The organism is Dactylosporangium sp. NPDC005572, assembly GCF_040605515.1.
In the GTDB taxonomy this organism is placed as follows: domain Bacteria; phylum Actinomycetota; class Actinomycetes; order Mycobacteriales; family Micromonosporaceae; genus Dactylosporangium.
Genome location: NZ_JBEXCY010000008.1, coordinates 24,636 through 51,616, shown reverse-complemented (window position 1 = coordinate 51,616; position 26,981 = coordinate 24,636). Strand labels below are relative to the sequence as shown.

Sequence of the window (26,981 nt, the reverse complement as noted above, 5' to 3'; positions counted from 1 at the left end):
TTGATCGGCACCCGGAGCGTGGTGTCGAACTTGCTACCGCTCAACAGCCGGTCGTGCCGGCCCGGTGCCCGTCCCCAAAATCCGGACGAATCGGACACGCTCCCACGGCGCGCCGCCGCGGGCAGCTCAGAAGGGCAGGCGGGGGCCGGCGCGCAGGACGCCGGACGGCAGTTCGCGGCCCACGATCTCCTGGGCCAGGCGGGCCGCCTCGAGGAGGGCCTTCAGGTCGATCCCCGTCTCGTACCCCATGTCGTGCAGCATGTGCACGACCTCCTCGGTGGCCACGTTGCCGGTGGCGCCCGGCGCATACGGGCAGCCGCCCAGGCCGCCGACGCTCGCGTCGAACTCGGTGATGCCCAGCCGCAGGGCCGTCAGAATGTTGGCCAGCGCGGTGCCGCGGGTGTTGTGGAAGTGCAGGAGCAGCGGCAGGTCGGGGTGGCGGTCGCGGACCCGGCCGACCACGTCCTCCACCCGGCGCGGGGTGCCCATGCCGGTGGTGTCGCCGAACGCGACCCGGTCGGCGCCGTCGGCCACCACCCGGTCGACGATCGCCGCGACCCGGGCCGGGTCGACGTCACCCTCGAACGGGCAGCCGAAGCTCGTCGAGATGATGACCTCGGCAGTGGCGCCGGAGCGGTGCAGCAGGTCGATCAGGGCCGCGATGTCGTCGAGCGACTCCTCGGTGGAGCGGTTGACGTTGCGCTGGTTGTGCGTGGTCGAGGCGGACACCACTACCTCGATCTCGCTGAACCCGGCGGCCAGCGCGCGCTCGGCGCCCTTCGAGTTGGGGACCAGGGCCGAGTAGCGCACGCCCGGGCGCTTGGCGGCGCGGGACCAGACCTCGTCGGCGTCGGCCATCTGCGGGATCGCCTTCGGGTGGACGAAGGAGACCGCCTCGATCCGCTGGACCCCGGTGGCGGACAGGGCGTCGAGCAGGCGCACCTTGGCGTCGGCCGGCACCGGGTCCTCGTTCTGCAGACCGTCGCGCGGTCCGACCTCGCGGATCGAGATGAAGCTCATCGCATCCTGCCCACGATTCCCGTGTCGTACTCGCCGGAGACGAACTCGGCGTTGTCCAGCAACTCGGCGAAGAACGGAAGGTTGACCTTCGGGCCCACGATCTCGAAGCCGGCGACCGCGGCGCGCAGCTTGGCGAGCGCGTCGGCGCGGTCGGCGCCGTGGACGATCAGCTTCGCCATCAGCGAGTCGTAGCTGGGCGTGACCGTGTTGCCCGCCGCGTAGCCGGCGTCGACCCGCACGCCCTCGCCCGCCGGCTCGACCCAGGTCGTGATCGCGCCCGGGCCGGGCAGGAAGCGCTTCGGGTCCTCGGCGTTGACCCGCACCTCGATCGCGTGGCCGGTGACGGTCAGCGCGGCCGGGTCGAAGGTCGGCGCCAGCCCGGAGGCGACCCGCAGCTGCTCCTCCACCAGGTCGATGCCGAACACCGCCTCGGTGACCGGGTGCTCGACCTGGAGGCGCGTGTTCATCTCCAGGAAGAAGAACTGGCCGGTGGTCGGGTCGAACAGGCACTCGACGGTGCCGGCGTTGCGGTAGCCGACCGCCTCGCCGGCCCGGACCGCGGCGGCCAGCAGGTCGGCCCGCTGCCCGGGCGTGAGCGCCGGCGACGGGGTCTCCTCCACGAGCTTCTGGTTGCGCCGCTGGACCGAGCACTCGCGCTCGCCGAGGGCCACCACCCGGCCGTCGGCCAGGCCAAGGATCTGCACCTCGATGTGCCGGACACGGGGGAAGTACCGCTCGATGAGCACCGACCCGTCGCCGAACATCCGCTCGGCGAACCCGCGGACCTTGTCATACTCCGCGCGCAGCCCGGCCTCGTCGTTCGCGACGGCCATGCCCATGCCACCGCCGCCGGCCGCCGCCTTGACCATGACCGGGAAGCCGATCGCGGTCGCGGCCTCCAGGGCGGCCTCGACGGTCGTGGCCGGGTCGGTCGTGCCGGGCGCCACCGGCACACCGGCCGCCGCAATCAGGTTGCGCGCGTTGATCTTGTCGCCCATGGCCGCGATCGCCTCGGCGCCGGGCCCGACCCAGATCAGGCCGTTGTCCTGCACCGTCCTCGCGAACGCCGCGTTCTCCGACAGGAACCCGTAGCCCGGGTGGATCGCCTCGGCGCCGGTCGACTTGGCCGCGGCCAGGATCGCCTCGGTGTTGCGATACGACTGCGCCGGGTTGGCCGGGCCGATCAGCACCGCCTCATCCGCCTCGGTCACGAACGGCAGCCCGGCGTCGGCCTCCGAGTGCACCGCCACCGTGCGAATCTGCAGGCGGCGCGCGGTGCGGACGATCCGGCGTGCGATCTCTCCGCGGTTGGCGACGAGCAGCGAGCTCAGCATGCGGCGGGACTCCTGTGGATAACTCTGTGGGCGGGAACGCGGCGGGGCTGTGGATAACTCTGTGGAGTCACCCGGAGGGTTACCCCTGGAGTGCGGAGAGTGTCGCTGCCCGCAGTAATTCGGCCCGGCGCGTCCGGTCGACCTCGCCGCCGAGGAACGGCGTCGAGTTCATGAGACCGAACGCCGCGTGCGCCAGCACCCGCGCCTCGCCGTCGGTCAGCTCGCCGGCCCGCAGCGCGGTGAGCGTCCCTACCCACTCCTCGACGTACAACCGCTGCAGCCGGCGGATCTGCCGGCGCGGCTCGTCGGGCAGCCGGTCGAGCTCGTGCAGGTGCAGGGCGATGACCGCCGGGTTGGCCAGCGCGAACTCGACGTGGAAGTCGACCAGCGTGGCGAGCGCCGCGGCCGGGTCGTCGGACGCCTCGGCGATGCGCTCCTTGCCGCCGGCGAGCAGCTGCTCGCTCACCGGGATGAGGGCGGCGACGAGCATCGCCTCCTTGCCGGCGAAGTGGTGATACAGCGCGGGGCCGGTCACGCCGGCCGCCGCGCCGATGTCGTCCATCGAGACCCCGTGGTATCCGCGGGTGGCGAACAGGCCGACCGCGATCTCCAGGATCTCGTCGCGCCGGGAGCGCCGCCGAGGCTGCTGACCAGCGGGTCCGGACCCGCGGGACTGAGCCGGTGGGCGAACGGCTTGCTGTTCCAGCGTCATGGGAAAAGCCTAACCTCGTGTCAAGGGATATGCTGAACGCTCGTTAAGTGGATGTTGTCACTCACCGTCGGGCTGTTCTTCGAGATGCTCGGCACGAATCCGGGCCGCGTCGTCCGACCGGCCCTGCATCTCGAGCGACTCGGCGAGCATCCAGGCCGAGTTCTGCCCGACCTGCGAGCCCGTGGGCGCCGTCCCGAGCACCGAGCGCAGCAGCGGCTCCGCGGCCACCGGGTCGCCGGCCCGCATGAGCAGCTCGGCGTGCAGGAAGTCGGCGTCGAGCGCCTCCCCGAGCGCGCCGATGCCCCGGAAGGCGTCGCCCGAACCCCGCACCCGGGCGAGTGCCTCGTCGAGCTGACCTGCCCCGACGTGCACGCGCGCCGCGTCGGCGCCGGTCATCGCCCGCTCCCAGACCAGCCAGGGCTCCTCCAGGCCGGGGCCGGCGGAGGCCTCCGCGGTTGCCGTGGCCAGCAGGGCGTCGAGCTCGGCCAGCGCCGCGAGCGAGCCGGGCCCGTCGCCGGCCCAGCGCAGGGCCAGCGCCCGCATGCGCCGGTTGAACAGCTCGGCGGTCACGACGCCGGCCGCGCGGAACGCCTCGGCCGCCGCCGCGAACCGCTCGGCCGCCTGGGCGTCGCGGTCGATGCCATACAGCAGCTGCGCTGCCTCCTGCAGCATCCGCCCCCGCGACGGCAGGTTGTCGAACCCGTCGAGGTTGCCGGCGAGCGTCTCCAGCAGCGCCAGCGCCTGGTCGGGCTGCTCGAGGTCGCGGTAGACCCGCGACAGCAGATACCGCACGTTGTCGGCGAGCTCCTGCGCCTCGATCCGGTCGAGCACCTCGAGCGCGCTCTCGGCGGCCTCGGCGGCGTCGAGCAGCTGCCCGGCCCGGTAATACGCCTGGGCGAGGTCGAAGCGCAGCACCGCGGCCGGCGGGTCCTCGCCGTGGGCGATGTGATCGGCGATCGCCTCGACCAGGTCGTCGACGGCCGCGTCGAACCGGTCGCCGGCCAGCCGGGCCCGGCCGCGCCCGACCAGGGCGGACAGCCGCGGCTCGCGCTCGACGGCCAGGGCCAGCGCGGCGTCGAAGGCGGCCACGGCATCGTCGAACCGCTCCAGGTTGGCCAGGGCGTGGCCCTGGATCAGCGCGGCGAGCGCGGCCGGCGGCGGGTCGCCGAGCGCCGCGAACTGCTCGCGGGCGTCGGCCGCCGATGCGACCGCCTCCTCGTAGCGCTCCAGCACCAGCAGGGTGCGGGCCCGCCGGCCGTGGAGGTCGGCCCGCAGCCCCGGCCGGGTCGGCTCCTCGGCGAGCGCGGCGTCGATCACGGCCAGCGCCTCGTCGACCCGGTCGGCGTTGAGCAGCGGATACTCCAGCCGGATGTGTGCCTCGGCCCGGGCGTCGGCGTCCGCGACGGCGACGGCGAGGATCCGCTCGGTGACCGCCTCCAGCTCGTCGAACTCGTGCTCGGCCGCGGCGGCCCGGGCGTCGGACACGAGCGCGTCGAACTCGCTGCCCACCGCCCGGTGGGCCGCGGCCGCCTCGCGGAACAGGCGGGCGGCGTCCTCGTCGCGGTGCTCGGCGGTGGCCAGCCGGCCCGCGCCGTCGAGCCGGCGGGCCGCGAGGGCGGGCGCCGGCTCGGCGTGCTGCTCGTCGAAGTGCTCCCAGGCGGCCCGTGCCTCCGAGATCCGGTGGTCCTCGAACAGGGCCACCGCCCGGTCGAGCAGCTCGGCGGGGTCGGTCGGCAGCGGCTCGGCCGCCCGGCTGGGCGGCGCGGCCAGGCCGGGCGTGGTTGCGTCGGCCTGCCGGCGGGCGACCGCGCTCAGCGGCAGGTGCTCGACCAGCGGCTCGGCGGTCAGCACCGCCTCGATGCGGCGGCCGACGGCGGGCGTGCCGTTGCGCTCGTCGAACCGGCCGGCCAGGTCGCGGGCCCGGGCGGCGAGGCGGTCGGCGAGCGCCCCGGCGGTCGTCGCACCGATGGTGACCCCGGCGTCGAGCCGGCTCAGCAGCAGCCCCGCGGAGGCGGCGAACCACATCTCCGCCTGCGGGTGCGGCGCCTTCTCCAGCCACGGCAGGTGGCGCTGCACGATCTCCAGGCCGCGCACCTCGTTGCCGGTGCGGGCGCAGAACACCACGTGCTCGGCGACGTCCTGCAGGTCGGCCAGGATGGAGCGGTGCGCCCGGTAGGCCCGGCGGTGCGCGTCGGCGGCCTCTTCCAGCCGGCCGGTGCGCAGGTAGGGCAGCAGCAGCCCGGTCAGGATGCCCTGCGGCTGCTCGGCGCAGGTGAGCTGGCCGGCGAGCACCGGCTGGGCGAGCTCGATCGCCTCCTCGTCGAGGCCGCGGTTGAGCAGGTGGTAGACCTTCGACGTCGGGTCGCAGCCGATGCAGTCGCTGTTCTGGTCGCGGGGCGCGGCGTTCCAGCGGTCGAACCACTCGTCGGCGGCCGGGTCACCCAGGTGCTCGGCGACGCTGTGCCGGTAGGAGTAGACGGTGTGCAGGCTGTGGCCGCCGCGCCGGAACCGCCCCTCCATGTCGTCGAGGACGTCGTAGGTGCGGGCCAGCGGCACGGTCGGGAACTTCATCAGCCCGGCCACCATGTATTTGAACTGCCACAGCAGCAGATGCTCGTCGCTGCTGTCGAAGCGGTCGGGGTGCGCGTCGTACTCCGCGCGGCACCAGGAGAAGGTGACGAACGCCTTCGCCGTCTCGCCCCCGTGGACGTAGGCCGTGGTCGCGTGCAGCCGCGCCGCGATCCGCAGCTCGTCGAACCCGCCCGCGTCGGCGTGCTGCATGATCTGCTCGGTGAGCGCGATCTGACCACTGCCGTAGGGCATGTGGTAGGCCTCCCGCAGCAGACCCCAGAGCTCTTCCTCAGTCTTCACCCGCCACCGCCTTGTTGAGCAGTCCCAAAAACGAGCTGTTGAGCAGCGCGGCGTCGGCCGGCCGCAGTGGATGGTGCCCGAGCAGGAGGGCCTGCCCGTAGAGCCCCTCGACGGAGAGCCGAACGAGGTCGTCGTCGGCGAGCTCGGTGATCCGCCGCACGAGCGGGTTGCGGTAGTTGAGGACGAGCTGGGGGCGATCCTGCTCGTCGGTGCGCGCGAGCGCGTCGAGCACGTCGGCCCAGACCTCGTCGACCCGCTCCCGCGTGGCCCGCAGCTCGGCGGCGAAGGCGGCCGAGCGGTTCTGCAGATACATCGCCGGCATCGACACCGGGTCGAACGCGCGCAGCACGACCTCGCAGCCGAGCCGGTCGACGGCCCGCTGGGCCCGGGCCAGGAACGGCCGCCGGGCCAGCTCGACGCCCGGGTCGAGCGCGTCGAAGTGGGTGCTGAGGTCGCCCGGCTCGACCCGCTCGATGAGGGTGCCCGACTCGACCGCCGGCAGCCGCTCGATGAGCTGGGTGTCGTAGGTGTAGCCCCCGTTGACGATCGGCATGCCCTGGGCCGCCGCCACCGCGCCGATCTGCCGGAACTCGTCGACCTGGACCGTGTAGCGAACCAGGCCGTGCTGGGCCCGGAAGTCGGCGAGCGTCATGCGCCCGAGGTTGGTCTCCATCGGCCACCAGCGGTCGACCAGTCGGAGCATCTCGTCGTCGTGCAGCGCGAGCGCCTTGACCCCGAGGTGGTGGATGTCGAGGAACTCCAGCAGCCGCCGGGAGTCGCGCGCCGCCAGCCGGACCAGCCAGCCGCGGAGCTGGTCGCCGAGCGACTCGCGGGTCGCCTCGAGCAGCTGGTCCTCGTAGAGCGCCTCGCGGCTGGCGGTCGGCCGCAGCTCGGTGGTGTCGATGACGCACCGGGCGAAGAACGCCCACTCGGGCAGGACGCCCTCCGCGCCCTCGGCGAGCAGCATCCGCTTCAGGTAGACCCGGTGGCCGGCCCGCGCGGCCGGGTTGGCCGGGGTCGGCAGCACGAACGCGACGCCGGTCAGGCCGGCCGCCGGTACCGACAGGTCGACCACGTCGAACGGCATGAAGCCGAAGACTTCCTGGCAGTAGGCGGCGAGGCGCTCCCGGCGCCCGTCCGCCGGCCCCTGCCAGGGCAGCCCGCCGCCCGTCACCGGCACGTCGGCGACCTCGACCGACACCGGCAGCAGCGAGCCGTAGAGCGTGGCCAGCTCGGCGACCGTGCGGCGGACCAGCCACTGCTCCGCGTCGCGGCGCGGCACCAGCGTGACCGTCGTGCCCACCTCGGACCGCTCGGCCGCGGCCGGGCTCACGCTGTAGCGACCGTCGGCGAAGCCGCGCCAGAGCACGGTCGGGCTGCCCTCCGCCCGGGTGAGCACCCGGATCTCGTCGGCGACGAGGAAGCAGGAGAGCAGGCCGATGCCGAACTGGCCGAGGAAGTCGTGGCGGGCGAAGCCGAAGTCGTCGCGCTTCGAGCTGCGCCCGATCGTGGCCAGGAACTGGTGTACCTGCTCCTCGGACAGCCCGACGCCGTTGTCGGACACCCGCAGGGTGCCGTCGCCGGTCGCGTCGGGCGCCTCGATGCGAATCCGCCCGCCGCCGGTGCCGCGGGCGGTGATCGCGTCGACCGCGTTCTGCAGCAGCTCCCGCACGTAGACGCGTGGGCTCGCATAGAGGTGATGACTGAGAAGGTCGACCACGCCTCGCAGGTCGACCTGGAACGTCCGATCCACGCGGGCACGCTACCGCGCCCCACCGACAATTTCCTCAGCCCACCACCCGGTGCAGGCCCACCAGCCCCGGAATCGCCACCCGACCCGTGGTCGCGCCGGTCAGCGGATCGAGGCGGAGCACGGCATCGGGCTGCCCGACGTACAGGTGCCCGCTCGACACCGCGATCCCCAGAGCGTCCGCGGGCAGCGCCCACGACGCCGCGACCTCCTTCGCGCCCACGTCGAGCACGATCACCTGCCGGCCGGCGGCCAGATAGAACCGCCCGCCGGCGGCGGCCGACGCCGCCGCCCCGTCCACCACAGGAGCCGTGATCTCGTTCGTCACCGCCAGGGCGTCGGCGTGGATCACGGCGACGAGACCCTTGCCGGCGTCCGCCACCCACACCTCGTCGGCCGACTGCGCGATGGTCAATCCGGAGACCGCCCCGGTGCCGAACGCGGAGGGCAGATCCACGCAGACCGCCCAGCCACCGGAGACGCTGAGCGTGTGCACGAACGCGTGCACGTCCGGCTTGCCGTCCCGGGCGCCGGGATTCAGCAGGTCGCGCACGTGCTGGTGATCGGGCTGGTGGCTGTACAGCGTGAAGAGCCGCTCCCGCCGCGCGTCGTACACGGCCTGGCGCCCCTCGCCGCGCATCTCCTCCTCGGCGCCCGGCGGCACGAGCACCTTGATGCCCGCGTTCTCACCGGGCAGGTTCAGCGCCCGCAGCTGTCCGCCGGTCAGATCGAGGACGCGCACCCGGTAGCGGTCGGGATGCTCGGGCGGCAGCATGTCGAGGACGAACAACTCGGTACCACTGGATGAAAAGGCCTCCGGCTCGACGAACCCGGGCACCGTCAGGCGGTGCCGCTCCCCGGTCGGCCCGGCCACCACGATCGTCGTCTGGCTGCGCCCGCCGGCGGCCCCCTCCACCAGCGCGAGCAGCCCGGCATCCGGCGCCGCGGCCGCCAGCCGCAGGTTCCCGCGCACCGCCGCGGCCGTCACGACCGACCCGTCGGCGGCGTTGCGGACCACGACCCGCCCGTCCGGGTCGAAGCCGACCAGCCGGTCCCCGGTCAGCAGCGCCCCGGTCGCGACCTTGCGCGCCGTGCCCGAGTCGAGCACGACCGTCCCCTCGGGCATCGAGACGGCGAGCAGCTCCCCCGAAGCAGGCGGAACCGAGGACGAATCAGACGAGCAGGAGGCCAGTAGCACCACGCCGCCCAGGCCCAGCAGTTCCCGACGCTTCATACCCCAGGAGAGCCCCGATCCGCCGAACCCGTTCCCGGCGGCCATCGACTATTTTCGGCGGGTGGATCACGGCGCCGCACACGACAGCCTGACCGGCCTCTCCGTCGGCGACGCGATCGGCGCGCCGTACGAGATGCGACCCCCGCTGGAGGGCGAGCTGCGGCTGCCGCCCGGGCCGTGGCGCTGGACCGACGACACCGAGATGGCCTGCTCGCTGGTCGAGGCGCTGTACCGCGACGGCGGCGTCAACCAGGACCGCCTCGCGCACGCGTTCGCCCAGCGGTGGAGCGCCGACCGGGGCTACGGCCGCGGGTCGGTCACGTTGCTGGCGAACATCCGCGCCGGCGTGCCCTGGCGGGAGGCGGCCGCGGCGCTGTTCGCCGGCCGCGGGTCCAGCGGCAACGGCGCGGCGATGCGCGTCGCCCCGCTCGGCGCGTTCTTCGCCGACGACCCCGACCTCGCCGCGCGGCAGGCGGCACTGTCGGCCGAGGTGACCCACCGGCACCCCGAGGGCGTCGCCGGCGCGGTCGCGGTCGCGCTGGCCGCGGCCCACGCAGCCCGGCACGCCGAGCCCGGCACCCTGCTGCGCCTGGTGCTCAACCAGCTGCCCCCGTCGGACGTCCGCGACGGGGTCGGCCGCGCGTCCCGGCGCCCGGCGGACGCGGACATCGCCGAGGTGGCCGCCGACCTGGGCAACGGCTCGCACGCCCTCGCCCAGGACACGGTGCCGTTCGCGCTGTGGGTCGCGGCGACCCGCTTCGACGACTACCCGGGCGCCGTGGAGACCTGCGTGCGGGCCGGCGGCGACGTCGACTCGCTGTGCGCGATCGCCGGCGGGGTGGTCGCGGCGCACACCGGCCGGGCCGGGATACCGGCGGAATGGATCGACGCCCGCGAACCGCTGCCGGAATGGACCCACAGGCCGTAATCACACTACGTTACCGTTCGCCGATCGACGGGTGAAATCGTGGTAATTGACAGTGATCAGTTCAACCGGTGCGGGTGATTACGGGTGAAGCGCCGCTGACCTGCACGGAAAACCGGATAAGGTGGTCGGATTGGCCACCCGCTGAGCGCACCTCATTCGGGCGTATGAAGGTTTTTTGACGTTGCGCGGGGTAACAATGTGCTCATGTCACACCCTGCCGCTTCCTATCGACTCGGTATCGTGTCGACCTACCTGCCGCGCCGCTGCGGACTCGCGACCTACACCGCGGATCTGCGCGAGGCACTGGGTGTCGCCACCGACGATCTCGAGACCGTCGTCGTGGCCATCGACCGGGACGGGCACACCTATGGCGACGAGGTCGTCGCCACCATCAACCAGGACCGCATCGAGGACTACTCGGCGGCGGCCCGCGTGCTGCGCGAGGCCGACGTCCAGGTCGTGCTGATCCAGCACGAGTACGGGATCTTCGGCGGGCCGGACGGCTCTCACCTGCTGGAACTCACCCGCGCGCTGAACGCGTGCGGTATCGCGTATCTGCTGACGCTGCACACCGTGCTGCCGCACCCCTCGCCGGGGCAGGCCGCGACGCTGCGGGCCCTGTGCGCCCGGGCCGCCCGGGTCACGGTCTTCACCGAGACGGCCCGCCGCGTGGCCATCCGGACCGGCATCGCCGCCGGCCACCAGCTCGTGGTCGTGCCGCACGGCGCGCCCGACGCGATGCGGCAGGCCCCCGACCCGGCGACCCTGCGTCCCGAGCTGCGCGACCTGCTCGACACGGTGGCCGGCAAGCCGACGCTCACGACGTTCGGCCTGCTCGGCCCGGGCAAGGGCATCGACATCGCGATCGACGCGCTCGCCGAGGTGGTCAACAAGCACCCGGACACGCAGTACATCGTGGCCGGCAGCACCCACCCGGAGATCCGGCGCGAGCACGGCGAGCGCTACCGGGAGGGCCTGCACGAGCAGGCGAAGCGGCTCGGCCTCGGCGACAACGTGCACTTCGTCGACGCCTTCCTCGAGCTCGACGAGCTGTCGGCCATCCTGCACGCGAGCACGCTGTTCGTGACGCCGTACCGCCAGCCGGAGCAGATCTGCTCGGGCGCGCTCACGTTCGCGCTCGGCGCGGGCCTGCCCGCGGTGTCCACCTCGTACAGCTACGCCGAGGACATGCTGGCCGGCGGCGCCGGCCGGGTCGTGCCCATCGGCGACGGCGCGGCGCTCGCCACCGAGATCATCGACCTGCTCACCGACGCCCGCGCGCTCGCCGCGGCCAAGTCGGTGGCCGAGTCGTGCGCCGCCTGGCTGCCCTGGCCGGCCGTCGCCGCCCGCGAGGCGGACCTGTTCGCCGAGGTCGTGCAGCAGACGCAGGCCGCGGCGGCCAGGCCCGGCCACGCGACCGCGGCCGCGCCCGCGCTCAACCTCGCCCACCTCGACAAGCTCACCGACGAGATCGGCATCCTCCAGTTCTCCCGCGGCCCGAACCCCGACCCCGCGTCCGGGTACTGCGTCGACGACGTGGCCCGGCTGGCCATCGTGGCCGCCGACCTGCTCGCCGTGGGCACCGACGCCAAGCAGACCGCCCAGGCCACCCGCTGGCTGCGGCAGTCCGTGCGGTTCCTGATCGCCGCGTACGACCCGGCGGGCTCCATGCACAACGTGCTCAGCTACGGCGGCACCTGGCAGGACTGGCCGCACATGGGCGACCACGTCGGCCGCACAGTGTGGGCGCTCGGCGTGCTCGTCGGCACCCCCGCGGTGCCCGACGACATCCGCCGCCCGGCGGCCGCGCTGCTCGACGACCTGGGCCCGCGCACCGCCGCACTGCCCGACCTGGGCCTGCGGGCCGGCGCCTACGCGCTGATCGGGCTGGCCCGGGCCGGCCGCTCCGACCAGGCCGCGCCGCTGCTGCGCCGGCTCGACGAGGCGCTTGTCGAGACGTCGGCAGCCGACCCGGCCTGGCGCTGGTTCGAGTCCGAGCTCACCTACGACAACGCCCGCCTCGCCCAGGCCATGCTGCTCGGCGCGGCGCTGCTGGAGGACGACGACGCGGCCGGCCGCGCGGTCGCCGCGCTCGACTGGTACGTGCAGCACGTCGGCCTGGCCGACGGCACCCTGCGCTGCGTGGGTAACCACTGGCACCGGCGGGGCGAGTCGCCGGCGCTGTGGCTGGCGGACGACGGCGACGAGCAGCCGATCGACGCGGCGGCCATCACCGAGGCGCTCGTCGACGCGTGGCAGCACACCGCCGACCCGGTGCTGGCGCGGCTGGCCGGCTGGGGCTACGCCTGGTTCCTCGGCCGCAACCGGGCCGGGGCGCGGCTCTACGTCGATGCCTCCGGCGCCTGCCACGATGGTTTGTCTGCTACTGAGCCAAATGGGAACCAGGGGGCCGAGTCCACGCTAGCCTATTACCAAGCGCTGCTCAGCCTGCTCAGGGCCGGTTTGGCCGCTCTGCCCCACCCGGTGGTCGCCACGGCGCCGGTGCCGACGTCGCTCCCGGTCACCACGATGTCCACCAAGGCTGGGAACCACGGTCGGATCGTGGGCCGGGCCTCGGCAGGCTTCAGCGCGACCGCAACGCCGCCCCGCTCGCGCACCACGGAGGGCCATTCCGATGCACTTTGACGCGGAGCTGTTCCACCGGGAAGCCGCCAATCCCCTGCTGAGTGCGGGGGATTGGCCCTATCCGATCAACAGCGTGTTCAACCCCGGCGCTTGCCTGCACAACGGCGACACCGTCCTGCTCTGCCGGATCGAGGACCGCCGCGGCATCTCGCACCTCACCGTCGCCCGGAGCAAGGACGGGCGCACCAACTGGGTGGTCGAGGGCAAGCCGCTCATCGCCGACGACCCCACCGACGCCCACAGCTGCTGGGGCGTCGAGGACCCGCGGATCACCTACGTCGAGGGGCTGGGCGGCTACGTCATCGCCTACACCTCGTACGGGCCGGGTGGCCCCTGCGTCGCGCTCGCCCGCACCGAGGACTTCCTGTCGGTCGAGCCGCTCGGCATCGTGATGCCGCCCGAGGACAAGAACGCCTCGCTGCTGCCCCGCAAGATCGACGGGCAGTACGTGCTGTTCCACCGCCCGGTGTCGGTGCTCTCGGCGCGGGCCGACGTCTGGCTGTCGAAGTCGTCGGACCTGCGCTCGTGGACGACGCCCGAGCCGGTGATGCAGGCCCGCTCCGGCCCGTGGTGGGACGCCACCCGGATCGGCATGGGCCCGCCCCCGATCGAGACGCCGCACGGCTGGCTCGCCGTCTACCACGGCGTCAAGGCCATGGTGGCGACCTCGATCTACCGGGTCGGCCTGGTCATGCTCGACCTGGACGACCCGACCAAGGTCATCCGGCGTACCCCGAGCTGGGTGCTCGGTCCGGACGCCCACTACGAGCGGGTCGGCGACGTGCCCAACGTCGTCTTCCCCACGGGCCTCGTGCACGACGAGGCCCGTGACGAGCTGCGCATGTACTACGGCGCCGCCGACCTCACCGTCGCGATGGCGAGTGCGCGGTACTCCGAGGTCGTCGACTACCTGGTCTCCCTGCCACCCGAAGGCGAGTGACCGGCGGGTGACCCGAAGGGCAGCGATCCCTACCGGGGGTTGCTGCCCTTCACCACCGGCACCCGGACGGTGTTGCCCCACTCGGTCCACGAGCCGTCGTAGTTGCGCACGTGCGGGTAGCCGAGCAGGTGGGTCAGCACGAACCAGGTGTGGGACGAGCGCTCGCCGATGCGGCAGTAGGCGATGATGTCGTCCGCTTTCGCCAGCCCGAGCTCGTCGGCGTAGATCTTGTGCAGCTCGTCGGCCGGCTTGAAACTGCCGTCGTCGCGCGCCGCCTGCTTCCACGGCTTGCTCACCGCGCCCGGGATGTGGCCGCCGCGCAGCGCGCCCTCCTGCGGGTAGTCGGGCATGTGCAGCAGCTCCCCGGAGTACTCCCCCGGTGAGCGCACGTCGACCAGCGGCCGGTCGGCCTTGATGTGCTCCAGCACCTGATCGCGGAACGCGCGGATCTTCGTGTCGTCGCGCTCGACCGCCGGGTAGTCCGTCGGCGCCCGCTCGGGCACCTCGCGGGTCAGCGGCCGCTGCTCGGCGATCCACTTGGCCCGGCCGCCGTCGAGGATGCGCAGGTCGCGGTGGCCGAACAGGGCGAACACCCACAGCGCGTAGGTCGCCCACCAGTTGAAGTTGTCGCCGTAGAACACGATCGTGTCGTCGGGGCCGATGCCCTTCGCGCGGCACAGCGCGGCGAAGCCCTCGGCGTCGAGGTAGTCGCGGGTGGTCTGGTCGTTGAGCTCGGTGTGCCAGTCGACCTTGACCGCGCCGGGGATGTGCCCCGTGCCGTAGAGGAGGACGTCTTCGTCGGACTCGACCACGACCAGCCCGGGGTCGTCGAGGTGCTCGGCCAGCCACGCCGTGGTGACCAGCCGCTCCGGGTGCGCGTAAGCGCCGAGTTCGGGCGCCGGATCGTTCGCAACAGCCATAATCCCGACCCTAGCGCTCCAGCGGTGCGAGCTCGGGACGCTTCGCGGTCACCATGTCACCCGACGAACGCCCGGTCAGCCGCCGCTTCACCCACGGCGCGAGATGCTGGGTCGCCCACTTGGCGTCGGCCGCCTTCCGTGACACCCACGACAGCTCCTCCGGCGGCGCCGGCGCGGCCAGCCAGTCCGGGTCGCACGTCACGCCCAGCTCGGTCAGCACGTGCGCGGCCACCCGCCGGTGCCCCGACGGCGACAGGTGCAGCCGGTCGATGCTCCACAGCCGCGGGTTGAGGAACTCGGTGTCGTCCCAGAGGCTCACGACGTGCGCCCCGTGCCTGGCGCCGACCTCCTCGATGGCCGTGTTCAGCGCGTCGACGCGCGGCCGGAGCATCTTGCCGCCGGGCATCCGCCCCGTCAGGTCGGCCCATCGGAACAGAACGACATCCGCGCCGGTACCGCGGAGCTTCTCGATCGTCCGGTCGAAGCGCCCGACGAGCGCGTCGACCTCGAACGTCCGCCGCAGGGCGTCGTTCCCCCCGCCGGCGAAGCTGACGAGGTCGGGCTTCATCGCGACGGCCAGCGGCACCTGTTCCGCGACGATGTTGTCGAAGAGCCGGCCCCGCACGGCCAGGTTCGCGTACTTGAACTCCCCCGCACCCTGCGCCAGCACGCCCGCGACCAGGTCGGCCCAGCCCCGGAACCCCTGCCCGTCGGGCGTCGGATCGTCGAGCCCTTCCGTGAAACTGTCACCGACCGCGACGAAGCTTTTCCACTCGGCCACCGCGCCCGTACCTCCCCGTTGTGTTCATCCCCGGTTCGCATCCTGTCAGGGCGTCCGGACCGGAGGAAGCGACTTTGCCGCAGACCACACCCGCCACTCGAAACTCATGATCGTTAGCCGACTTTCACCCTGGGTATCACATGTGCATCCACCACTTCGGAGGTACAAACCATGACAGTCCAGACGGTCCGGGATGTGATGACCACCAGCGTGGTCTACCTACCGAGTGAGACAACCCTGGCGGAGGCCGCACGCACGATGCGCGAGCAGGACATCGGCGACGTGGTGGTAGCCGACGGCCCAGAGCTCACGGGTGTCGTGACGGACCGCGACATCGTGGTCCGCGCGGTGGCCGAGCGCTGCGACCCGGCGGCCACGACGATCGGCGAGATCGTGTCGAAGGACCTGGTGACGGTCCGCCCGGACGACTCGATCCACTCGGCGGCCCTCCTGATGCGCGACCAGGCCGTCCGCCGCGTCCTGGTCTGCGACGACCACCAGGGCCTGGTGGGCATCGTGTCGATCGGCGACCTGGCCGAGGAGATCGACCCGGACTCGGTCCTGGGCGGCATCAGCAAGGCCTCCCCGAACAACTGAGCGGTTCCTGATGGACCCCGGTCCGCGGGGCTACCTGCCGTTGCTCCCGCGGACACCGCTCGTGGCCCCGGTGCATCCGCCCCGGGGCCACGGACGCTGCCGTCGCCGTCGCCCCACGGGCCCGCGGGCTTCGCCCGCGCGGAGGCCCGAACCCATCCATGATCGAGGGAAACATCCGGCCGTCCGCGCGTTAGCGTTGGTTCGTGGACATGCCTGACAAACTCGCCGCCATCGTCGAGGAGTTTGCCTCCGCGCCCCGCGACGTGGTGCTGGAGATGCTGCTGGAGTACTCCGACGCGGTCCCCCCGTTGCCGGCTGAGTTCGCCGAGCACGCGGGGATGGAGCAGGTGCCCGAGTGCCAGACGCCGTTCTTCCTGAAGGCCGAGGTCACCCCGCAGCGGACGGTGCAGCTGTACTTCGACTGCCCGCCCGAGGCGCCGACGACGCGCGCGTTTGCCGGGATTCTCAGTGAAGGGCTCGACGGCGCCGACGTGGACGAGGTACTGGCGGTGCCGAACGACCTCTACCAGCGGATGGGGCTCGCGGCCGCGATCAGTCCGCTGCGGGTGCGGGGTGGCACCGCCATCCTCGCGCGCATGAAGCGGCAGGTGTCAGAGAGCCAGGCCCTCGACCACTGACGCGCCGGGCAGCTGCGCCAGCAACGCGCCGGGCAGCACGATCTTCGAGCGGCGCAGGCCGCTGCCGACGACCGCCTCCGGCACGTCGACGACCCGGGCGTCGATCCACACCGGCCATGTGGCGGGGAGGCCGATGGGCGTGATCCCGCCGTACTCCATCTGCGTCAGGCTCACGGCCGACTCCATCGGCGCGAAGCTCGCCTTGCGCACGTCGAGCCGCTTGCGGGCCACACCGTTCACGTCGGCGCGCGTGGTCGCCAGGATGACGCAGGCCGCGTACCGCATCTCGCCGTCGCGCTTGCCCGCGATCACGACGCAGTTCGCCGAGGCGGTCAGCTCGACGTCGTAGGCGGCGCAGAACGCGGCCGTGTCGGCCAGGTCCGGGTCGATCGGCGCCGCGAGCACGTCGGCGGCGGGCGGCCAGGACTGGAGGGCGGCCAGCACGGGTGGGGCGAGGAGGGACGGCGCGGAGAGTGCGGTGACGGTCTCGAGTTTGCTCATGCCGCAGTTTCTATCGCCCGTCGTCCAGGGCGAGCGCCTTCATGAAGATCTCACCGATCTTCGAGGGGTCGGTGGCGACGAACACGGCACCGCCGGTCGCGTCGACGATCTTCTGCATCTCGGCCTGGTTCACCTCGGTGCCAATGCCGATGACGATGATCTGCACCGGCTGGTCCGGGTTCTCGACCTTCTGCAGCGAGTCGACGAGGGCGTCGAGCGAGAGGCTGCCCGAGGTGTTCCGGCCGCCGGTGATGACCACCACCGAGTTGCCGCGGCCGGAGTCCCAGCCCTGCTGGACGGTCTTGTAGGCGGCGAAGATCGTGTCGTACAGCCCGCTGGAGCCCTTGGTGTCGGTCTTGAGGCCGCCGATCGCGCCGCGCAGCTGGTCGCGCTGCGCGGTGAGCGGGCCGATCGGGACCTGCTCGTGGTGGCCGGTCGAGAACGACCACAGGCCGACCGCCCACGAGTCCGGGAAGAGGTCCAGGCCGCCGACGGCGGCCTGGAGCGCTACCTGTTGCTTGGTCACGCCGGCGCCCGGTACCTGGGCCTTCATCGCCGGCGACACGTCGAGCACGGCGAGCATGCGCGACGGCTGGGTGATCTCCACCCACATCTGGAGGGCCTTCGAGATCACCGCGGGGTCGGGCACCGGCGTGACGCCGCCGCTGCTGGCCGCGCTGGGCCCGAGGGTCATGCCGACCCCGACGCTGCCGTCGTTGGCCCGTAAGTGGTGCGTGGCGAGCACGTTGCGGAAGTCGTTGCCGGTCAGGACCGAGAGGAACTGGTCGGCCGCGGCCGCCCGGTTCGGCGACAGGCGGGGCATCGCCGCGAACGGGAAGTCGAGCGCGATGGGGGCCGGGTCGGGGTACACCGCGATCAGTGGTACCGCCGGGCCGGCCGCGTTGTAGGCGTGCAGCGCCTGCTCCGACAGCGGCGCCAGGGTCACCGCGGTCGACAGCGTGCGCGGGTCGGCGTCGCGCGGGAAGCGCGCCAGGAGGCCCGAAGGCTGCTCCGACTTTCCGGTCGTCAGTGCCTTGACGGCGCCGACGGTGAGCGCGTCGCCCTCCGCGCCGAACTGGTCGCGCACCGAGGCCATCGCGACCATTGTCGACACGCCGACCGAGTCACGGTTGGGGTCGACGATGCCCGGGTTAATGCGGGTGTCGCCGACGATCTGCTCGAGGACCTGCTTCCAGGTCAGCTTGTTCTCCAGCCAGCCGAGCGACTTGGCGGTCGGCTCGGGCACGGCGAGGACGATGGGGCTTCGGGCGAGCGACGGGGCGACCTGCGTTACGAGATCTCCGCGGGCGGCACGCATGCGCTGGAGCCACAGGGACGAGTCGGGGATCCAGACGTGCGGTACCTGGGTCTTCCCGTCGGCCTGGCCGACGCCCGAAAGCTTGGCGCCGCTCTCGCCGGCGATCGCGGCGGCGACCTCCGCCGCGGCGACCGGCGTGACATCGACCGCCACGCATTCGTTGCCGACCCGCGGCTCGGTCTTCAGCCAGCGGGTTGCGGCGTCTTTGATAGCCGGCGCGATCTCCGGGCTCGCCGCGACCGACAGTCGCACCGTCCCCGAGCATCCCGCCGTCGACATCGCTCGGAAGCCGCCGTAGACGGCGCCGATCGCGACAAGGGGAAGGATCATGCCGGCTGCGAGGGCGACGAACCCGTTGCTTCTCAGGTCCGTTGCCCGATGCCGTCCTCTCACGGGTACCAATATTCCCTAGATAAGCCGATCGTGGGTCCCGCGTTCGGGTATTCGTCCGCGGGATTCCCGCCGGGCGAGTACACTCCGCACTGCCGTGATCACCGCCAGTCGGAAACCTTGTGAGTTCCCTTTGGGGAGTCTTTGGTGGCCGCTGCAACCCTACAGTCGGCTCCATGCCCTCACTGACTTCCGCGGCCGTCCCGCCCGGCACGCTGTCGTGGTCGGCCCAGCCGTCGATCCCGGCGGACGGCCTCCTGCTGCGCCCGTGGCGCGCGGCCGACCGCCCCGCGGTCCTGGCCGGGTACGCCGACCCCGACATCCAACAGTGGCATTGCCGGTCGATGACCGACGAGGAGGCCGCCGACTGGCTGGCGACCTGGCCGGCCCGCTGGCGTGAGGAGTCGGGCGCCGGCTGGGCCGTCGTGCATGACGGCGTGGTGGCCGGCCAGATCAGCCTGCGGCGGTTGAGCCTGCACGAGGGCCTGGCGGAGGTGTCGTACTGGGTGCTGCCGTCGAAGCGCGGCCTGGGCCTGGCGCCGCGGGCGTTGTCGGCCCTGGCCGGGTGGTGCTTCGCGACGGTCGGACTGCACCGCATCGAGCTCAACCACTCGACACGCAACGTCGCCTCCTGCCGGGTGGCGGACCGGTCGGGCTTTCCGCTCGAGGGCACGAAGCGCTCTGAGGCCCGGCACGCGGACGGCTGGCACGACATGCACCTGCACGCCCGCGTCGCGCCGGACTGAGCTACCGGGCAATCTCGCCGTTGCCGTTACCAGGCGATCTCGCCGTCGCCGTTACCAGGCGATCTCGCCGTTGTCGTCGAAGAAGCCGCCGGTCGGGCCGTCGTCGGGCAGGGTGGCCAGCCGGATCGCGATCTGGGCGCCCTGCTCCGGGGTGCGGAACCCGCGGAACCCGTTGAGGTCGGTCGCCGTGTAACCGGGGCAGCCGGCATTGATGAGGATGTTCGTCCCGCGCAGCTCCTTGGCGTACTGCACGGTGACCGCATTGAGGAACGTCTTCGACGGGGCATAGGCGGCCGAGATCGGCCCCGTGTCCTGGCTCCCGTCGGCCTGCCGGGCGAGCGACCCGACGGTGCTGGACATGTTGACGATCCGCGGGCTCGGCGACCGGCGCAGCAGCGGCAGCAGCGCGTTGGTCACCCGGATGACGCCGATGACGTTGGTCTCGACGACCGCCCGCATGGTGGCAGGCTCGACCGTGGTCGGCGTCTGCGGCATCCCGCCGGTGATGGCGGCGTTGTTGACGAGCACGTCGAGCCGGTCGAGCTGCTGCGCCGCCGCGGCCACGCTCGCGTCGTCGGTCACGTCGAGCGGCACGCCGAACGCGTCGACGCCGGCCGCGCGCAGCTTCTCCACCGCCGCCTCGCGCCGCCCCTCGTCCCGCGCGCCGACGCCGACGGTCCAGCCCAGGGCGCCGAGCCCGGCCGCGATCTCGTACCCGATCCCCTTGTTCGCGCCGGTGACCAGCGCAATCGTGCGTTCACTCATGCATCCGATGCTGTCGCTGCCCGCGCCGCGTCTCCAACACCGTTTGGGTCGCCGGCGATACCTCCCGGGTATCGTTGCGTTCCATGGAGACCCGCGAGCTGCGGTACTTCGTGGCCGTCGCCGAGGAACTGCACTTCGGCCGGGCCGCCCAGCGCCTCGGCATCGCCCAGCCGCCGCTGTCGCGGGCGATCGGCCAGCTGGAGCGGCGGCTCGGGGTACCGCTGCTGGAGCGCAACAGTCGCGGGGTCACCCTGACCGAGGCCGGAGCCGTCCTGCTCCGCGAGGCCCGCGCCGCCCTGGATGCGGTCGAGGCCGCCGAGCGCCGCACCCGCCGCGCCGCCGCGGGCCAGGCCGGGCTGGTCCTGGTGACGAAGGCCGGCGCCTCGACCGAGCTGCTGTCGAAGCTGCTCGCCGCGTACGCCGCCGAGCCCGACGCGGCCCCGGTCGACGTGATCCTCTGCGGCATCGGCGAGCAGGGGCGCCTCCTGCGCGACGGCCGCGCCGACGTGGCCCTCCTGCACCGCCCGTTCGACTCGTCGGCCGGCCTCGACACCGAGGAGCTGACGACGGAGGCCCAGGTCGCGGTCCTGCCGGCGGGCCACCCGCTCACCACCGCGGCGCGGCTGCGGCTGTCCGACCTCCAGAATGTCGCGGACCTGCCGCTGCCGTCGTGGCCGAAGTCCGACGGCACCTACCCGGACGGCCCCGGCCCCCGGGTCCGCGACAACACGCAGCTGCTGCAGCTGATCGCTCTGGGCCGCTGCGCCGCGGCGCTCCCGGAGTCGTGCCGGGCCCACCTGAACGCTGATGTGGCAGCGGTACCCCTGGTGGACGCGCCGCTGGTGACAACCCTGATCGCCTGGCCACCGCACAGCCGGTCCCGCGCGCTGGCCGCCCTGGTCCGCACGGCCACCCGCCTCTGACGCCCCGTCAGGCGATCCAGCCGCCGTTGAGGTAGTGGATCGTGACTGCGCCCTGCACGGTGAAAGCGGAGCAGAGGTAGGCACGCGCGAGGTACCGCACCTGGGCCATCCGGGCCAACAGCACGAACGCCGGGAAGATCTCCAGCACATGCCGGGAGGCCGATGGCAGGCGGCCGGTGGGCTCGGGAAAGCCCGGGAAGCTGACGATGAACAACCACTGCATGACGCCCACCAGTGGAAGGGCCAGCAGATGCCGGGGCAGCCTCCACGGCCCGACGAACGACAGCACCAGGAGCGTTCCCGCCAGCAGCACCGCCCCCAGGTTCAGCACGTTCGCCTGGTTGACGGAGATCGGCGTGGTCGCGAGCCCGCGCATCGTGTCCAGGATCGACACCCATGGTCCGGCGAAGTGCCGGCCCCAGTTCGCCTGGGCGTGGCTGAACAGCAGGGCATCGCCGTAGGCGTGCCGGGTGTAGGCCGCGAAGGCGACCAGCCCGGCCGGCACCAGTCCGATCGCCAGCACGTCCCAGCGGAACCGTCGCAGCTCGAACCCGTGCTGCCGCAGATACTCGTAGGCGAACGGCACGGCGAGCAGCATCCCGGAGGCGCGCGTGCCCGACGCCAGCGCCGCGAGAACACCGGCGACCCACCAGTGCCCGGTTCGCAGTGCGGAGATGCACGTGACGGAGAGGAACAGGATCAGGCTCGACGGGTACGGCGCGACGAGGAAGAACGCCGTCGGGAACGCGACCAGCACCGCCATCGCCCGGTTCGCGGTCGGCTCGCCGAACTCACGACCGACCAGGCGGTGCAGCATGACCAGCGCGCCCAGCAGCGCCAGGCTGGAGACCACCAGCCCGGCGAAGACCGGCGGCCCCGGCACCACCCAGTCGAACCAGCGGACCAGCAGCCCGTAGAGCGGGAAGAACGCCCCGATACGGGTGTCCTGCGGGGTATACATCCTGTCATAGCCGTCAGTGGCGATAATCCGGTAGAAACCCCAGTCCCACTGCCCCCAGGCGCCGACCAGCTCCTTCCAACTCGCCGGCGTGGGCTTGAGCAGATGCGCGAAGTACGTGAGCAACATCGCGTTGCACATGCACAACAACCAGGTGGCGGCGCCGGCAACCACCGACCCGCGCGCTGTGCCGGCCGATGGCTCCGCGGGCGGGTCGGTCGCCCGTGCGTGCGGGTGGGAACGCCGCCGTTCAGCGGCCATGACGAGAACGGTGGTGTCGGAGCTGGTTCGCATCGCGCCGGGGCCTACTGGAACCAGTCGATTTTGACCAGTTCCAGCGCGAGGGCCCGCGCCTGTTCTCCCGTGCATGCGGCGTGGTCCAACGGTGGTGTGGTCAGCTGCCGGCCGTTGTCGTCAACGCCGTGGTTGAAGCACGTCACGTCGATCAGCACGCCGTCGTCGGTGCCCAACCGGCTGTTTCCGAAGAACTCGGGACTTCCCGTCAGGGTGTTGCTTCCCTGGGAGTCCTGCCACCACAGGTAGCCGTCCGGCAACTGTTCACAGACCCCATTGGACCCGTCCACACAGGCCTGTCGTCGGACCTCGTCGGGCGAGCTCAGGGAGATCACGACCCAGACATCCCCGGTCCGACCGGCCTCGGTCACCGGGATCCGCACCCCGGCGGTTTCGCCGCATATTCCGAAGACCTGCGACGGCGTTCCCCACGCGCCCTTGACCGGCAGTCCCGCCATGACCATCGGGGCAAGCTGGTCGTTCCAGCCGCAGAACGGGCCTGAGGCAGTGGTGCTCGGTCTCGGCAGACGCGGCCTGACCGATGGCGACAGCGTTGGCGATGGCGACGACGCCACCGATCCGTCGCCGTGCCGGTCGTCCGACCGTTGCGAGGCGATGACCGTGCCGGCGCCGGCGAGGATCAACAGGACCGTCGCGGTCGCGGCGCCGGCGGCCCGCCGCCGGTTCGCCCTGCGCGCCCGGGCGAACAGCGTCGCCGGCTCGGCGGCGGTCAGCGGGGCGTCGCCGCCGGCGACGTCGTTCAACAGCAGCCGTACCGTCTCTTCAGACACCGGCAGCCCCCTTCGCGTCGCTGCCGGGCGCCGCGGGCAGGGCCGCGACGGTGTCCGACCCCTCGCCCAGCAGCCGGCGCAGGGTAGCCAGCCCGCGCGCCGTCTGGCTCTTCACGGTTCCGGTAGAACATTTCAGCGTCGCGGCGGTCTCCGCGACGTCCAGGTCCTCGTAGAAGCGGCAGACCAGCACCGCTCGCTGCCGGGCCGGCACCTGTTGCAGCGCCGCGCTGATCAACAGCCGCCGCGCTGACGCTTCGTCGTCACCACCGACGCCGGCGATGTCGGGCAGGGAGGGCACGGCGCGTTCCCGCCGCCACGGCCGCCGGGACTCGTCGACCGCGGCGCGGATCAGGCAGGTCCGCACGAAACTGTCCAGCGCGTTGTGGCTCTGCACCGACCGCCACGACCGGGCCAGCCGGATGAACGCCGCCTGGGCCAGGTCGTCCGCCCGGTGCCAGTCCCCACACATCAGGTACGCGACACGCCGAACACGGTCGTACCGGGCCGCGAAGTACTCGCCGAACTCGTGCTCGTCATCGGTCGCTTGCGGCATCCGCCACCTCCTGTCAGGAGTAAAGGCGGAAGCACCACCACGGACGGTTGCACGAATCACCGCCGGGCTTCCCGGGCGAGCGTTTCGTGGCGAGCAGGTCTGAACCCGGTAACGCGTCCGCGCCGCGAGACGCGTTACCGGATTCGCCGTGCTAGGGCCGCTTGAACTGCGTCGACAGCTGTGGGGTCACCGTTGCGGGAGCCGACTGGCTGGTGGCCACCGACGCCGAGGGTGGGTACTGGTAGAAGGTCCCGACCACGTCCACGACCACGTCGCAGTAGCCGCCGGCGTTGAAGACGTTGAACTTGTCGTCCGCGCCGATCATGGTCTGCACCGCGTTCGGCACGACCGATCCGGCGGTCGGGTTGAGGTTGGACGTACCGGGCCTGCCGCTGCCGCTGGGCCAGACCGTGAGATACGTGGCCGTGGTCGGGAGGACCGCGGTCACGTTGGTTGCCAGCGCCCGGGTGTCGACGTTCGCAATGGAGCTCGGTGTCGCGATCGACGCCGTGGCTGCGGGTCCGAGCCGCGAGGGCCAGCCCTGCCCGCTGCGGGTATCCGCGATCCGGGCCGGCACGACCGGCGTGAACCGCAGCCCGCCGGGCAGCGTGCCATCGTCGTAGTACCCGACGATGTCGACGATGATGTGCGCGTTGGTGCTGGTGTACACCCCGATCGACGGCAGCCCGGTCGCGGTGCCGCAGTCGCTGCAGGGCGTGGTCGGAACCACGGCGAAGTTCGGCACGGTGGCGTTCGCCGTGTAGTTCAGCGTCGACGTGTTGGGCAGGCTGCCTTCGTCGCCGTCCCAGGCGGTCAGGTAGCCGCCCCCGGTCGGCGCGGTGGCCGTGACGTTGACCGCGAACGCGTGCACGTGCGGGTCGATGGTGCTGTCCCAGGAAGCAACGGAGTTGATGTAGTAGCCGGCCGGGACCCGGCCGACCCCCCAATCCCGGGTGTCGGTCAGCCGGACCGGCTGCGCCAACGGGTGGTATTGCCCGCCCATGAAGCCCGAGCAGCATTCGTGGCCCTGCGTGTAGTAGCCGTAGACGTCCGCAATGAGGTGTGCCGGGCCGCCGGCGTTGTAGAGATCCACCCTGCCGTAGGCGCCGACCTTCACGGTGACCGAGTTGGCCCCGGTCCACCCCTTGACGTAGTTGAGCGACGACGCCGTCGGGCGGGCCACATCCGTCGGGTAGACCGTGACATACCCCGGGCCCGCGGCCTCGGTGACGGTCACATTGAGCACGACCGTCGAGGCATCCGTGGGCACACCGCCCGCACCGGTGACCTGCAGGCTCACCACACCACCATTGCCGACGACACCCATCGGCGCTCCCTTGCCGGAGCGGGTGTCCATGACGCGGTAGGGCGGCATCGGATAGTAGGTGCCGCGATCATTGGGCTGCATGGGCGGCTTCGGCGCCGAGGGGTTGATGGGCTGCCAGGAGGGCGCGCCCCAGCTCCAGGCGAGCCAGACCGTCTCGGTCTTGGCTGCCATGTCGAAGATCTCCGTGTCCTGGCCGTAGGGCCCGCCGTTGCTGTAGAACGCGATGCGCGTGCCCGACGGGGACCACACCGGAGCCGAATGGCGCTTGTTCTCGGTGGCTCCCGTGGTGGTGAGCCGGGTGACTCCGGAGCCGTCGATCGCAGACACGAACAGGTCGTCCCCGTACGTGGTCGTAAGTCGACTGAAGGCGAGCTTGGTGCCGTCCGGCGAGATGTCCGCGTCGAACGCGTTGTCGAGCACCTTGTGCGCAGTACCGGTCGTCTTGTCGTAGAGCCAGACCTGACTTGGCGACGAGGTGCATGAGTGCGTGAATGCGATCAGGTTTCCACGAGCAAGCGGATGAAAGTCAGTGCATCCCGTGTTGGTTGCGAACAGCGGGGTCTTGGACCCGGTGCCGAGCACCGACGTGACGTAAAGCTGTGGATGGCCGGCGATGTCGTCGTTCGGGTAGTCAGCGAACACCAGCTTGGTGTTCGAGTCGAACCACGTCGGACCCCCCGAGTACATGGTGTTCGGGATCCGCACCTGGTTGGCGCCGTCCGGGTCGCTGACCACGAGACCGGCAGCTCCGGCGATATTCTCCCAGGCGATGCGGCTGCCGTCGGACGACCAGGTCGCGTATCGCGCTGAGGACAACGCCGACGGCACGTGCTGTCCCGTGCCGTCGGCGTTGCCGATGTATGTGCCTTGGTTCGCTGACGTTGCCAGGAGACCATCGGTCCCCGGCTCCGTGGCGTACGCGGCGGCGGGCTGAAGAGCAACGAAACTCCCTGTCACCGCGAGTACAGACAGGGCGATTGCAGTGATGCGACGTGAACGCATTGTGGTGAAATCCCCACCTGAGGCGATTGTGCTGCCGCCGCCGCGCGTCCCGCGCATGAGCGGCCGGCTGATTCTTGCGACCTGCGCCGCGCGACGTCAATGTCAGCCGACAAAAGAGCCCGACAGGCTGAGCCCAGGTCTGCCATTCGTTGATCAGTCCATTGAGGACTTCGCGGCGCCGGACCCGGACCGCGGCAAGATCGGCGATCAGCGCCGGCGATGTCTCCACCCCTGGAGGGCGTTGCTCGCCGCGCTGGGGATCGAGGACGAGTCGCGAGCGTCGCACGGCGGGTGTGCCGCGTTCCGTGCGCTGCGGCACTTTCTTCGCCACGGTGCTCATCGCCGACGGAGCTGAGTTGCGTCCCGCAGGCGCTGCGACACAAGTCACTCAGCCTCATGCTGGAGAGCTACGTCGGTTGGCGGCCGAATTCTCGCTGCGTGATCGGCGGAGCGCCGCTGGCCGCCCGGCGAGGTCAAGCTCGGGACCGAGCGGCGATCTTGGTTAAGCGAAGGCCACAGGCCAGACGCCTGGAGTGGTGGAAGCGAGGGGACTCGAACCCCTAACCCCCGCCTTGCAAAGGCGGTGCTCTGCCAGTTGAGCTACGCCCCCGCGAGCCGGGGATGGCGCAAGCGCGCCAGCCCGCAGACTACCGCAGGTCGGGAGCGGTCGTCGCCTCGTGCCACAGGGCCCGGTCCTCGTTGGCGGCGCGAACGCGCTTCACAACGTAGGCAGCGGCTCCGACAACTGCGACGACCACCAGCACCTTTTTCCACATGTGGGCCTAGCTGGACTCGAACCAGCACCCTCAGGGCAGAAAAACGACGATCACCCCGAGGACCAGCGCACCAGATTGCGCCTATCCCGCTACGACAACGGGGACAACCCCTGTGCCGCCGCAGCGATGCTACACCAACGGAGCGCGACGCCAGTCACACACCCGACAGACCCAAAGAGAAAAACCAACCGCCCAAGAAGACCGGCGAAGCCACGACGAAGCCGCAACAAATCGGGGGTGTGGGTGGGCGAAGCCCCCCACTGGGG

Annotated in this window: 23 protein-coding genes and 1 tRNA gene; 7 read left to right on the top strand and 17 right to left on the bottom strand. The window is 71.8% G+C overall.

From position 1 onward, the window contains the following. Positions 1-126: 126 nt before the first annotated feature. The 6 genes from ABZS66_RS06385 to ABZS66_RS06360 all read right to left on the bottom strand — a co-directional run bounded on the left by ABZS66_RS06385 (position 127) and on the right by ABZS66_RS06360 (position 8,921). Entirely contained in the window at positions 127-1,020 is an 894-nt protein-coding gene (locus ABZS66_RS06385) for a hydroxymethylglutaryl-CoA lyase (protein ID WP_354755728.1), read from the bottom strand. Continuing rightward, entirely contained in the window at positions 1,017-2,354 is a 1,338-nt protein-coding gene (locus tag ABZS66_RS06380) for a biotin carboxylase N-terminal domain-containing protein (RefSeq protein WP_354755726.1), read from the bottom strand. Before ABZS66_RS06380 ends, ABZS66_RS06385 begins: the two co-directional genes overlap by 4 nt. 79 nt (positions 2,355-2,433) lie before the next feature. Beyond that, entirely contained in the window at positions 2,434-3,066 is a 633-nt protein-coding gene (locus ABZS66_RS06375; protein ID WP_354755724.1) for a TetR/AcrR family transcriptional regulator, read from the bottom strand. A 57-nt stretch (positions 3,067-3,123) separates the two neighbouring features. Beyond that, a complete protein-coding gene (locus tag ABZS66_RS06370) occupies positions 3,124-5,937 on the bottom strand; it encodes a hypothetical protein (RefSeq protein WP_354755723.1) in 2,814 nt (937 codons plus the stop codon). Continuing rightward, positions 5,927-7,690 carry an HSP90 family protein gene (locus ABZS66_RS06365; protein ID WP_354755721.1) on the bottom strand — a complete coding sequence of 588 codons (1,764 nt, stop codon included), beginning with the start codon at positions 7,688-7,690 and terminating at the stop codon, positions 5,927-5,929. Before ABZS66_RS06365 ends, ABZS66_RS06370 begins: the two co-directional genes overlap by 11 nt. A 34-nt stretch (positions 7,691-7,724) precedes the next feature. Beyond that, a complete protein-coding gene (locus ABZS66_RS06360) occupies positions 7,725-8,921 on the bottom strand; it encodes a hypothetical protein (RefSeq protein WP_354755719.1) in 1,197 nt (398 codons plus the stop codon). 61 nt (positions 8,922-8,982) lie between these two features. On the opposite strand from ABZS66_RS06360, the gene ABZS66_RS06355 reads away from it, so the two are divergent. From ABZS66_RS06355 to ABZS66_RS06345, 3 genes are all read left to right on the top strand, one after another. After that, entirely contained in the window at positions 8,983-9,849 is an 867-nt protein-coding gene (locus tag ABZS66_RS06355; RefSeq protein ID WP_354755717.1) for an ADP-ribosylglycohydrolase family protein, read from the top strand. Positions 9,850-10,089: 240 nt separating this feature from the next. After that, on the top strand, positions 10,090-12,495 hold the full coding sequence (locus ABZS66_RS06350; protein WP_354755715.1) for a glycosyltransferase: 2,406 nt from the start codon (positions 10,090-10,092) through the stop codon (positions 12,493-12,495). Further along, positions 12,485-13,435: a hypothetical protein gene (locus ABZS66_RS06345; protein WP_354755713.1), complete on the top strand. Its 951-nt coding sequence runs from the start codon at positions 12,485-12,487 to the stop codon at positions 13,433-13,435. Before ABZS66_RS06350 ends, ABZS66_RS06345 begins: the two co-directional genes overlap by 11 nt. 29 nt (positions 13,436-13,464) lie before the next feature. Here the strand turns inward: ABZS66_RS06345 and ABZS66_RS06340 are convergent, their stop codons facing one another. Continuing rightward, positions 13,465-14,355 (bottom strand): sulfurtransferase, encoded by an 891-nt coding sequence (locus ABZS66_RS06340; protein ID WP_354755712.1) that lies wholly within the window; start codon positions 14,353-14,355, stop codon positions 13,465-13,467. A gap of 10 nt (positions 14,356-14,365) precedes the next feature. Next, the gene (locus ABZS66_RS06335) at positions 14,366-15,136 is read right to left on the bottom strand and encodes an SGNH/GDSL hydrolase family protein (protein ID WP_354755710.1); all 771 of its coding nucleotides are present in this window, start codon (positions 15,134-15,136) and stop codon (positions 14,366-14,368) included. Positions 15,137-15,307: 171 nt separating this feature from the next. Here ABZS66_RS06335 and ABZS66_RS06330 point away from each other — a divergent pair, with 171 nt between their 5' ends. Both ABZS66_RS06330 and ABZS66_RS06325 read left to right on the top strand, forming a co-directional pair. After that, positions 15,308-15,733 (top strand): CBS domain-containing protein, encoded by a 426-nt coding sequence (locus tag ABZS66_RS06330; protein WP_354755708.1) that lies wholly within the window; start codon positions 15,308-15,310, stop codon positions 15,731-15,733. 209 nt (positions 15,734-15,942) lie between these two features. Beyond that, positions 15,943-16,371: a SufE family protein gene (locus ABZS66_RS06325; protein WP_354755865.1), complete on the top strand. Its 429-nt coding sequence runs from the start codon at positions 15,943-15,945 to the stop codon at positions 16,369-16,371. On the opposite strand, the gene ABZS66_RS06320 is transcribed toward ABZS66_RS06325, so the two are convergent. Then, entirely contained in the window at positions 16,345-16,872 is a 528-nt protein-coding gene (locus ABZS66_RS06320; protein WP_354755706.1) for a YbaK/EbsC family protein, read from the bottom strand. The two genes, ABZS66_RS06325 and ABZS66_RS06320, sit on opposite strands and share 27 nt — an antisense overlap. 10 nt (positions 16,873-16,882) lie before the next feature. Further along, complete coding sequence (locus ABZS66_RS06315; protein WP_354755704.1) at positions 16,883-18,520, bottom strand: substrate-binding domain-containing protein; 1,638 nt, start codon at positions 18,518-18,520, stop codon at positions 16,883-16,885. A gap of 236 nt (positions 18,521-18,756) precedes the next feature. Between ABZS66_RS06315 and ABZS66_RS06310 the strand changes: the two genes are divergently transcribed. Beyond that, positions 18,757-19,326 carry a GNAT family N-acetyltransferase gene (locus ABZS66_RS06310; RefSeq protein ID WP_354755702.1) on the top strand — a complete coding sequence of 190 codons (570 nt, stop codon included), beginning with the start codon at positions 18,757-18,759 and terminating at the stop codon, positions 19,324-19,326. Between the two features lie 51 nt (positions 19,327-19,377). Here the strand turns inward: ABZS66_RS06310 and ABZS66_RS06305 are convergent, their stop codons facing one another. Beyond that, complete coding sequence (locus ABZS66_RS06305) at positions 19,378-20,091, bottom strand: SDR family oxidoreductase (RefSeq protein ID WP_354755700.1); 714 nt, start codon at positions 20,089-20,091, stop codon at positions 19,378-19,380. Between the two features lie 83 nt (positions 20,092-20,174). Here ABZS66_RS06305 and ABZS66_RS06300 point away from each other — a divergent pair, with 83 nt between their 5' ends. Then, a complete protein-coding gene (locus ABZS66_RS06300; protein ID WP_354755698.1) occupies positions 20,175-21,014 on the top strand; it encodes a LysR family transcriptional regulator in 840 nt (279 codons plus the stop codon). Between the two features lie 7 nt (positions 21,015-21,021). Here the strand turns inward: ABZS66_RS06300 and ABZS66_RS06295 are convergent, their stop codons facing one another. The 6 genes from ABZS66_RS06295 to ABZS66_RS06270 form a co-directional block, all read right to left on the bottom strand. After that, the gene (locus ABZS66_RS06295; RefSeq protein WP_354755696.1) at positions 21,022-22,233 is read right to left on the bottom strand and encodes a hypothetical protein; all 1,212 of its coding nucleotides are present in this window, start codon (positions 22,231-22,233) and stop codon (positions 21,022-21,024) included. Positions 22,234-22,277: 44 nt separating this feature from the next. After that, positions 22,278-23,057, bottom strand: coding sequence for a hypothetical protein (locus ABZS66_RS06290; protein ID WP_354755694.1), 780 nt, complete (start codon positions 23,055-23,057; stop codon positions 22,278-22,280). Further along, a complete protein-coding gene (locus ABZS66_RS06285) occupies positions 23,050-23,610 on the bottom strand; it encodes a SigE family RNA polymerase sigma factor (protein ID WP_354755692.1) in 561 nt (186 codons plus the stop codon). Before ABZS66_RS06285 ends, ABZS66_RS06290 begins: the two co-directional genes overlap by 8 nt. Before the next feature lie 151 nt (positions 23,611-23,761). Next, complete coding sequence (locus tag ABZS66_RS06280; protein ID WP_354755690.1) at positions 23,762-25,765, bottom strand: DPP IV N-terminal domain-containing protein; 2,004 nt, start codon at positions 25,763-25,765, stop codon at positions 23,762-23,764. A gap of 708 nt (positions 25,766-26,473) precedes the next feature. After that, positions 26,474-26,549, bottom strand: a tRNA-Ala gene (locus ABZS66_RS06275). A gap of 37 nt (positions 26,550-26,586) precedes the next feature. After that, positions 26,587-26,715, bottom strand: a complete 129-nt coding sequence (locus tag ABZS66_RS06270) for a DLW-39 family protein (protein ID WP_238009660.1) — start codon at positions 26,713-26,715, stop codon at positions 26,587-26,589. Between the last annotated feature and the right edge of the window lie 266 nt (positions 26,716-26,981).

What these genes read in the sequence shown, in the direction of transcription:
- ABZS66_RS06375 (WP_354755724.1), bottom strand. Translation starts at nt 3,066, where the DNA reads ATGACGCTGGAACAGCAAGCCGTTCGCCCACCGGCTCAGTCCCGCGGG.
- ABZS66_RS06325 (WP_354755865.1), top strand. Translation starts at nt 15,943, where the DNA reads ATGCCTGACAAACTCGCCGCCATCGTCGAGGAGTTTGCCTCCGCGCCC.
- ABZS66_RS06310 (WP_354755702.1), top strand. Translation starts at nt 18,757, where the DNA reads ATGCCCTCACTGACTTCCGCGGCCGTCCCGCCCGGCACGCTGTCGTGG.
- ABZS66_RS06320 (WP_354755706.1), bottom strand. Translation starts at nt 16,872, where the DNA reads ATGAGCAAACTCGAGACCGTCACCGCACTCTCCGCGCCGTCCCTCCTC.
- ABZS66_RS06385 (WP_354755728.1), bottom strand. Translation starts at nt 1,020, where the DNA reads ATGAGCTTCATCTCGATCCGCGAGGTCGGACCGCGCGACGGTCTGCAG.
- ABZS66_RS06270 (WP_238009660.1), bottom strand. Translation starts at nt 26,715, where the DNA reads ATGTGGAAAAAGGTGCTGGTGGTCGTCGCAGTTGTCGGAGCCGCTGCC.
- ABZS66_RS06380 (WP_354755726.1), bottom strand. Translation starts at nt 2,354, where the DNA reads ATGCTGAGCTCGCTGCTCGTCGCCAACCGCGGAGAGATCGCACGCCGG.
- ABZS66_RS06330 (WP_354755708.1), top strand. Translation starts at nt 15,308, where the DNA reads ATGACAGTCCAGACGGTCCGGGATGTGATGACCACCAGCGTGGTCTAC.
- ABZS66_RS06360 (WP_354755719.1), bottom strand. Translation starts at nt 8,921, where the DNA reads ATGAAGCGTCGGGAACTGCTGGGCCTGGGCGGCGTGGTGCTACTGGCC.
- ABZS66_RS06315 (WP_354755704.1), bottom strand. Translation starts at nt 18,520, where the DNA reads ATGATCCTTCCCCTTGTCGCGATCGGCGCCGTCTACGGCGGCTTCCGA.
- ABZS66_RS06305 (WP_354755700.1), bottom strand. Translation starts at nt 20,091, where the DNA reads ATGAGTGAACGCACGATTGCGCTGGTCACCGGCGCGAACAAGGGGATC.
- ABZS66_RS06285 (WP_354755692.1), bottom strand. Translation starts at nt 23,610, where the DNA reads ATGCCGCAAGCGACCGATGACGAGCACGAGTTCGGCGAGTACTTCGCG.
- ABZS66_RS06340 (WP_354755712.1), bottom strand. Translation starts at nt 14,355, where the DNA reads ATGGCTGTTGCGAACGATCCGGCGCCCGAACTCGGCGCTTACGCGCAC.
- ABZS66_RS06300 (WP_354755698.1), top strand. Translation starts at nt 20,175, where the DNA reads ATGGAGACCCGCGAGCTGCGGTACTTCGTGGCCGTCGCCGAGGAACTG.
- ABZS66_RS06295 (WP_354755696.1), bottom strand. Translation starts at nt 22,233, where the DNA reads ATGGCCGCTGAACGGCGGCGTTCCCACCCGCACGCACGGGCGACCGAC.
- ABZS66_RS06345 (WP_354755713.1), top strand. Translation starts at nt 12,485, where the DNA reads ATGCACTTTGACGCGGAGCTGTTCCACCGGGAAGCCGCCAATCCCCTG.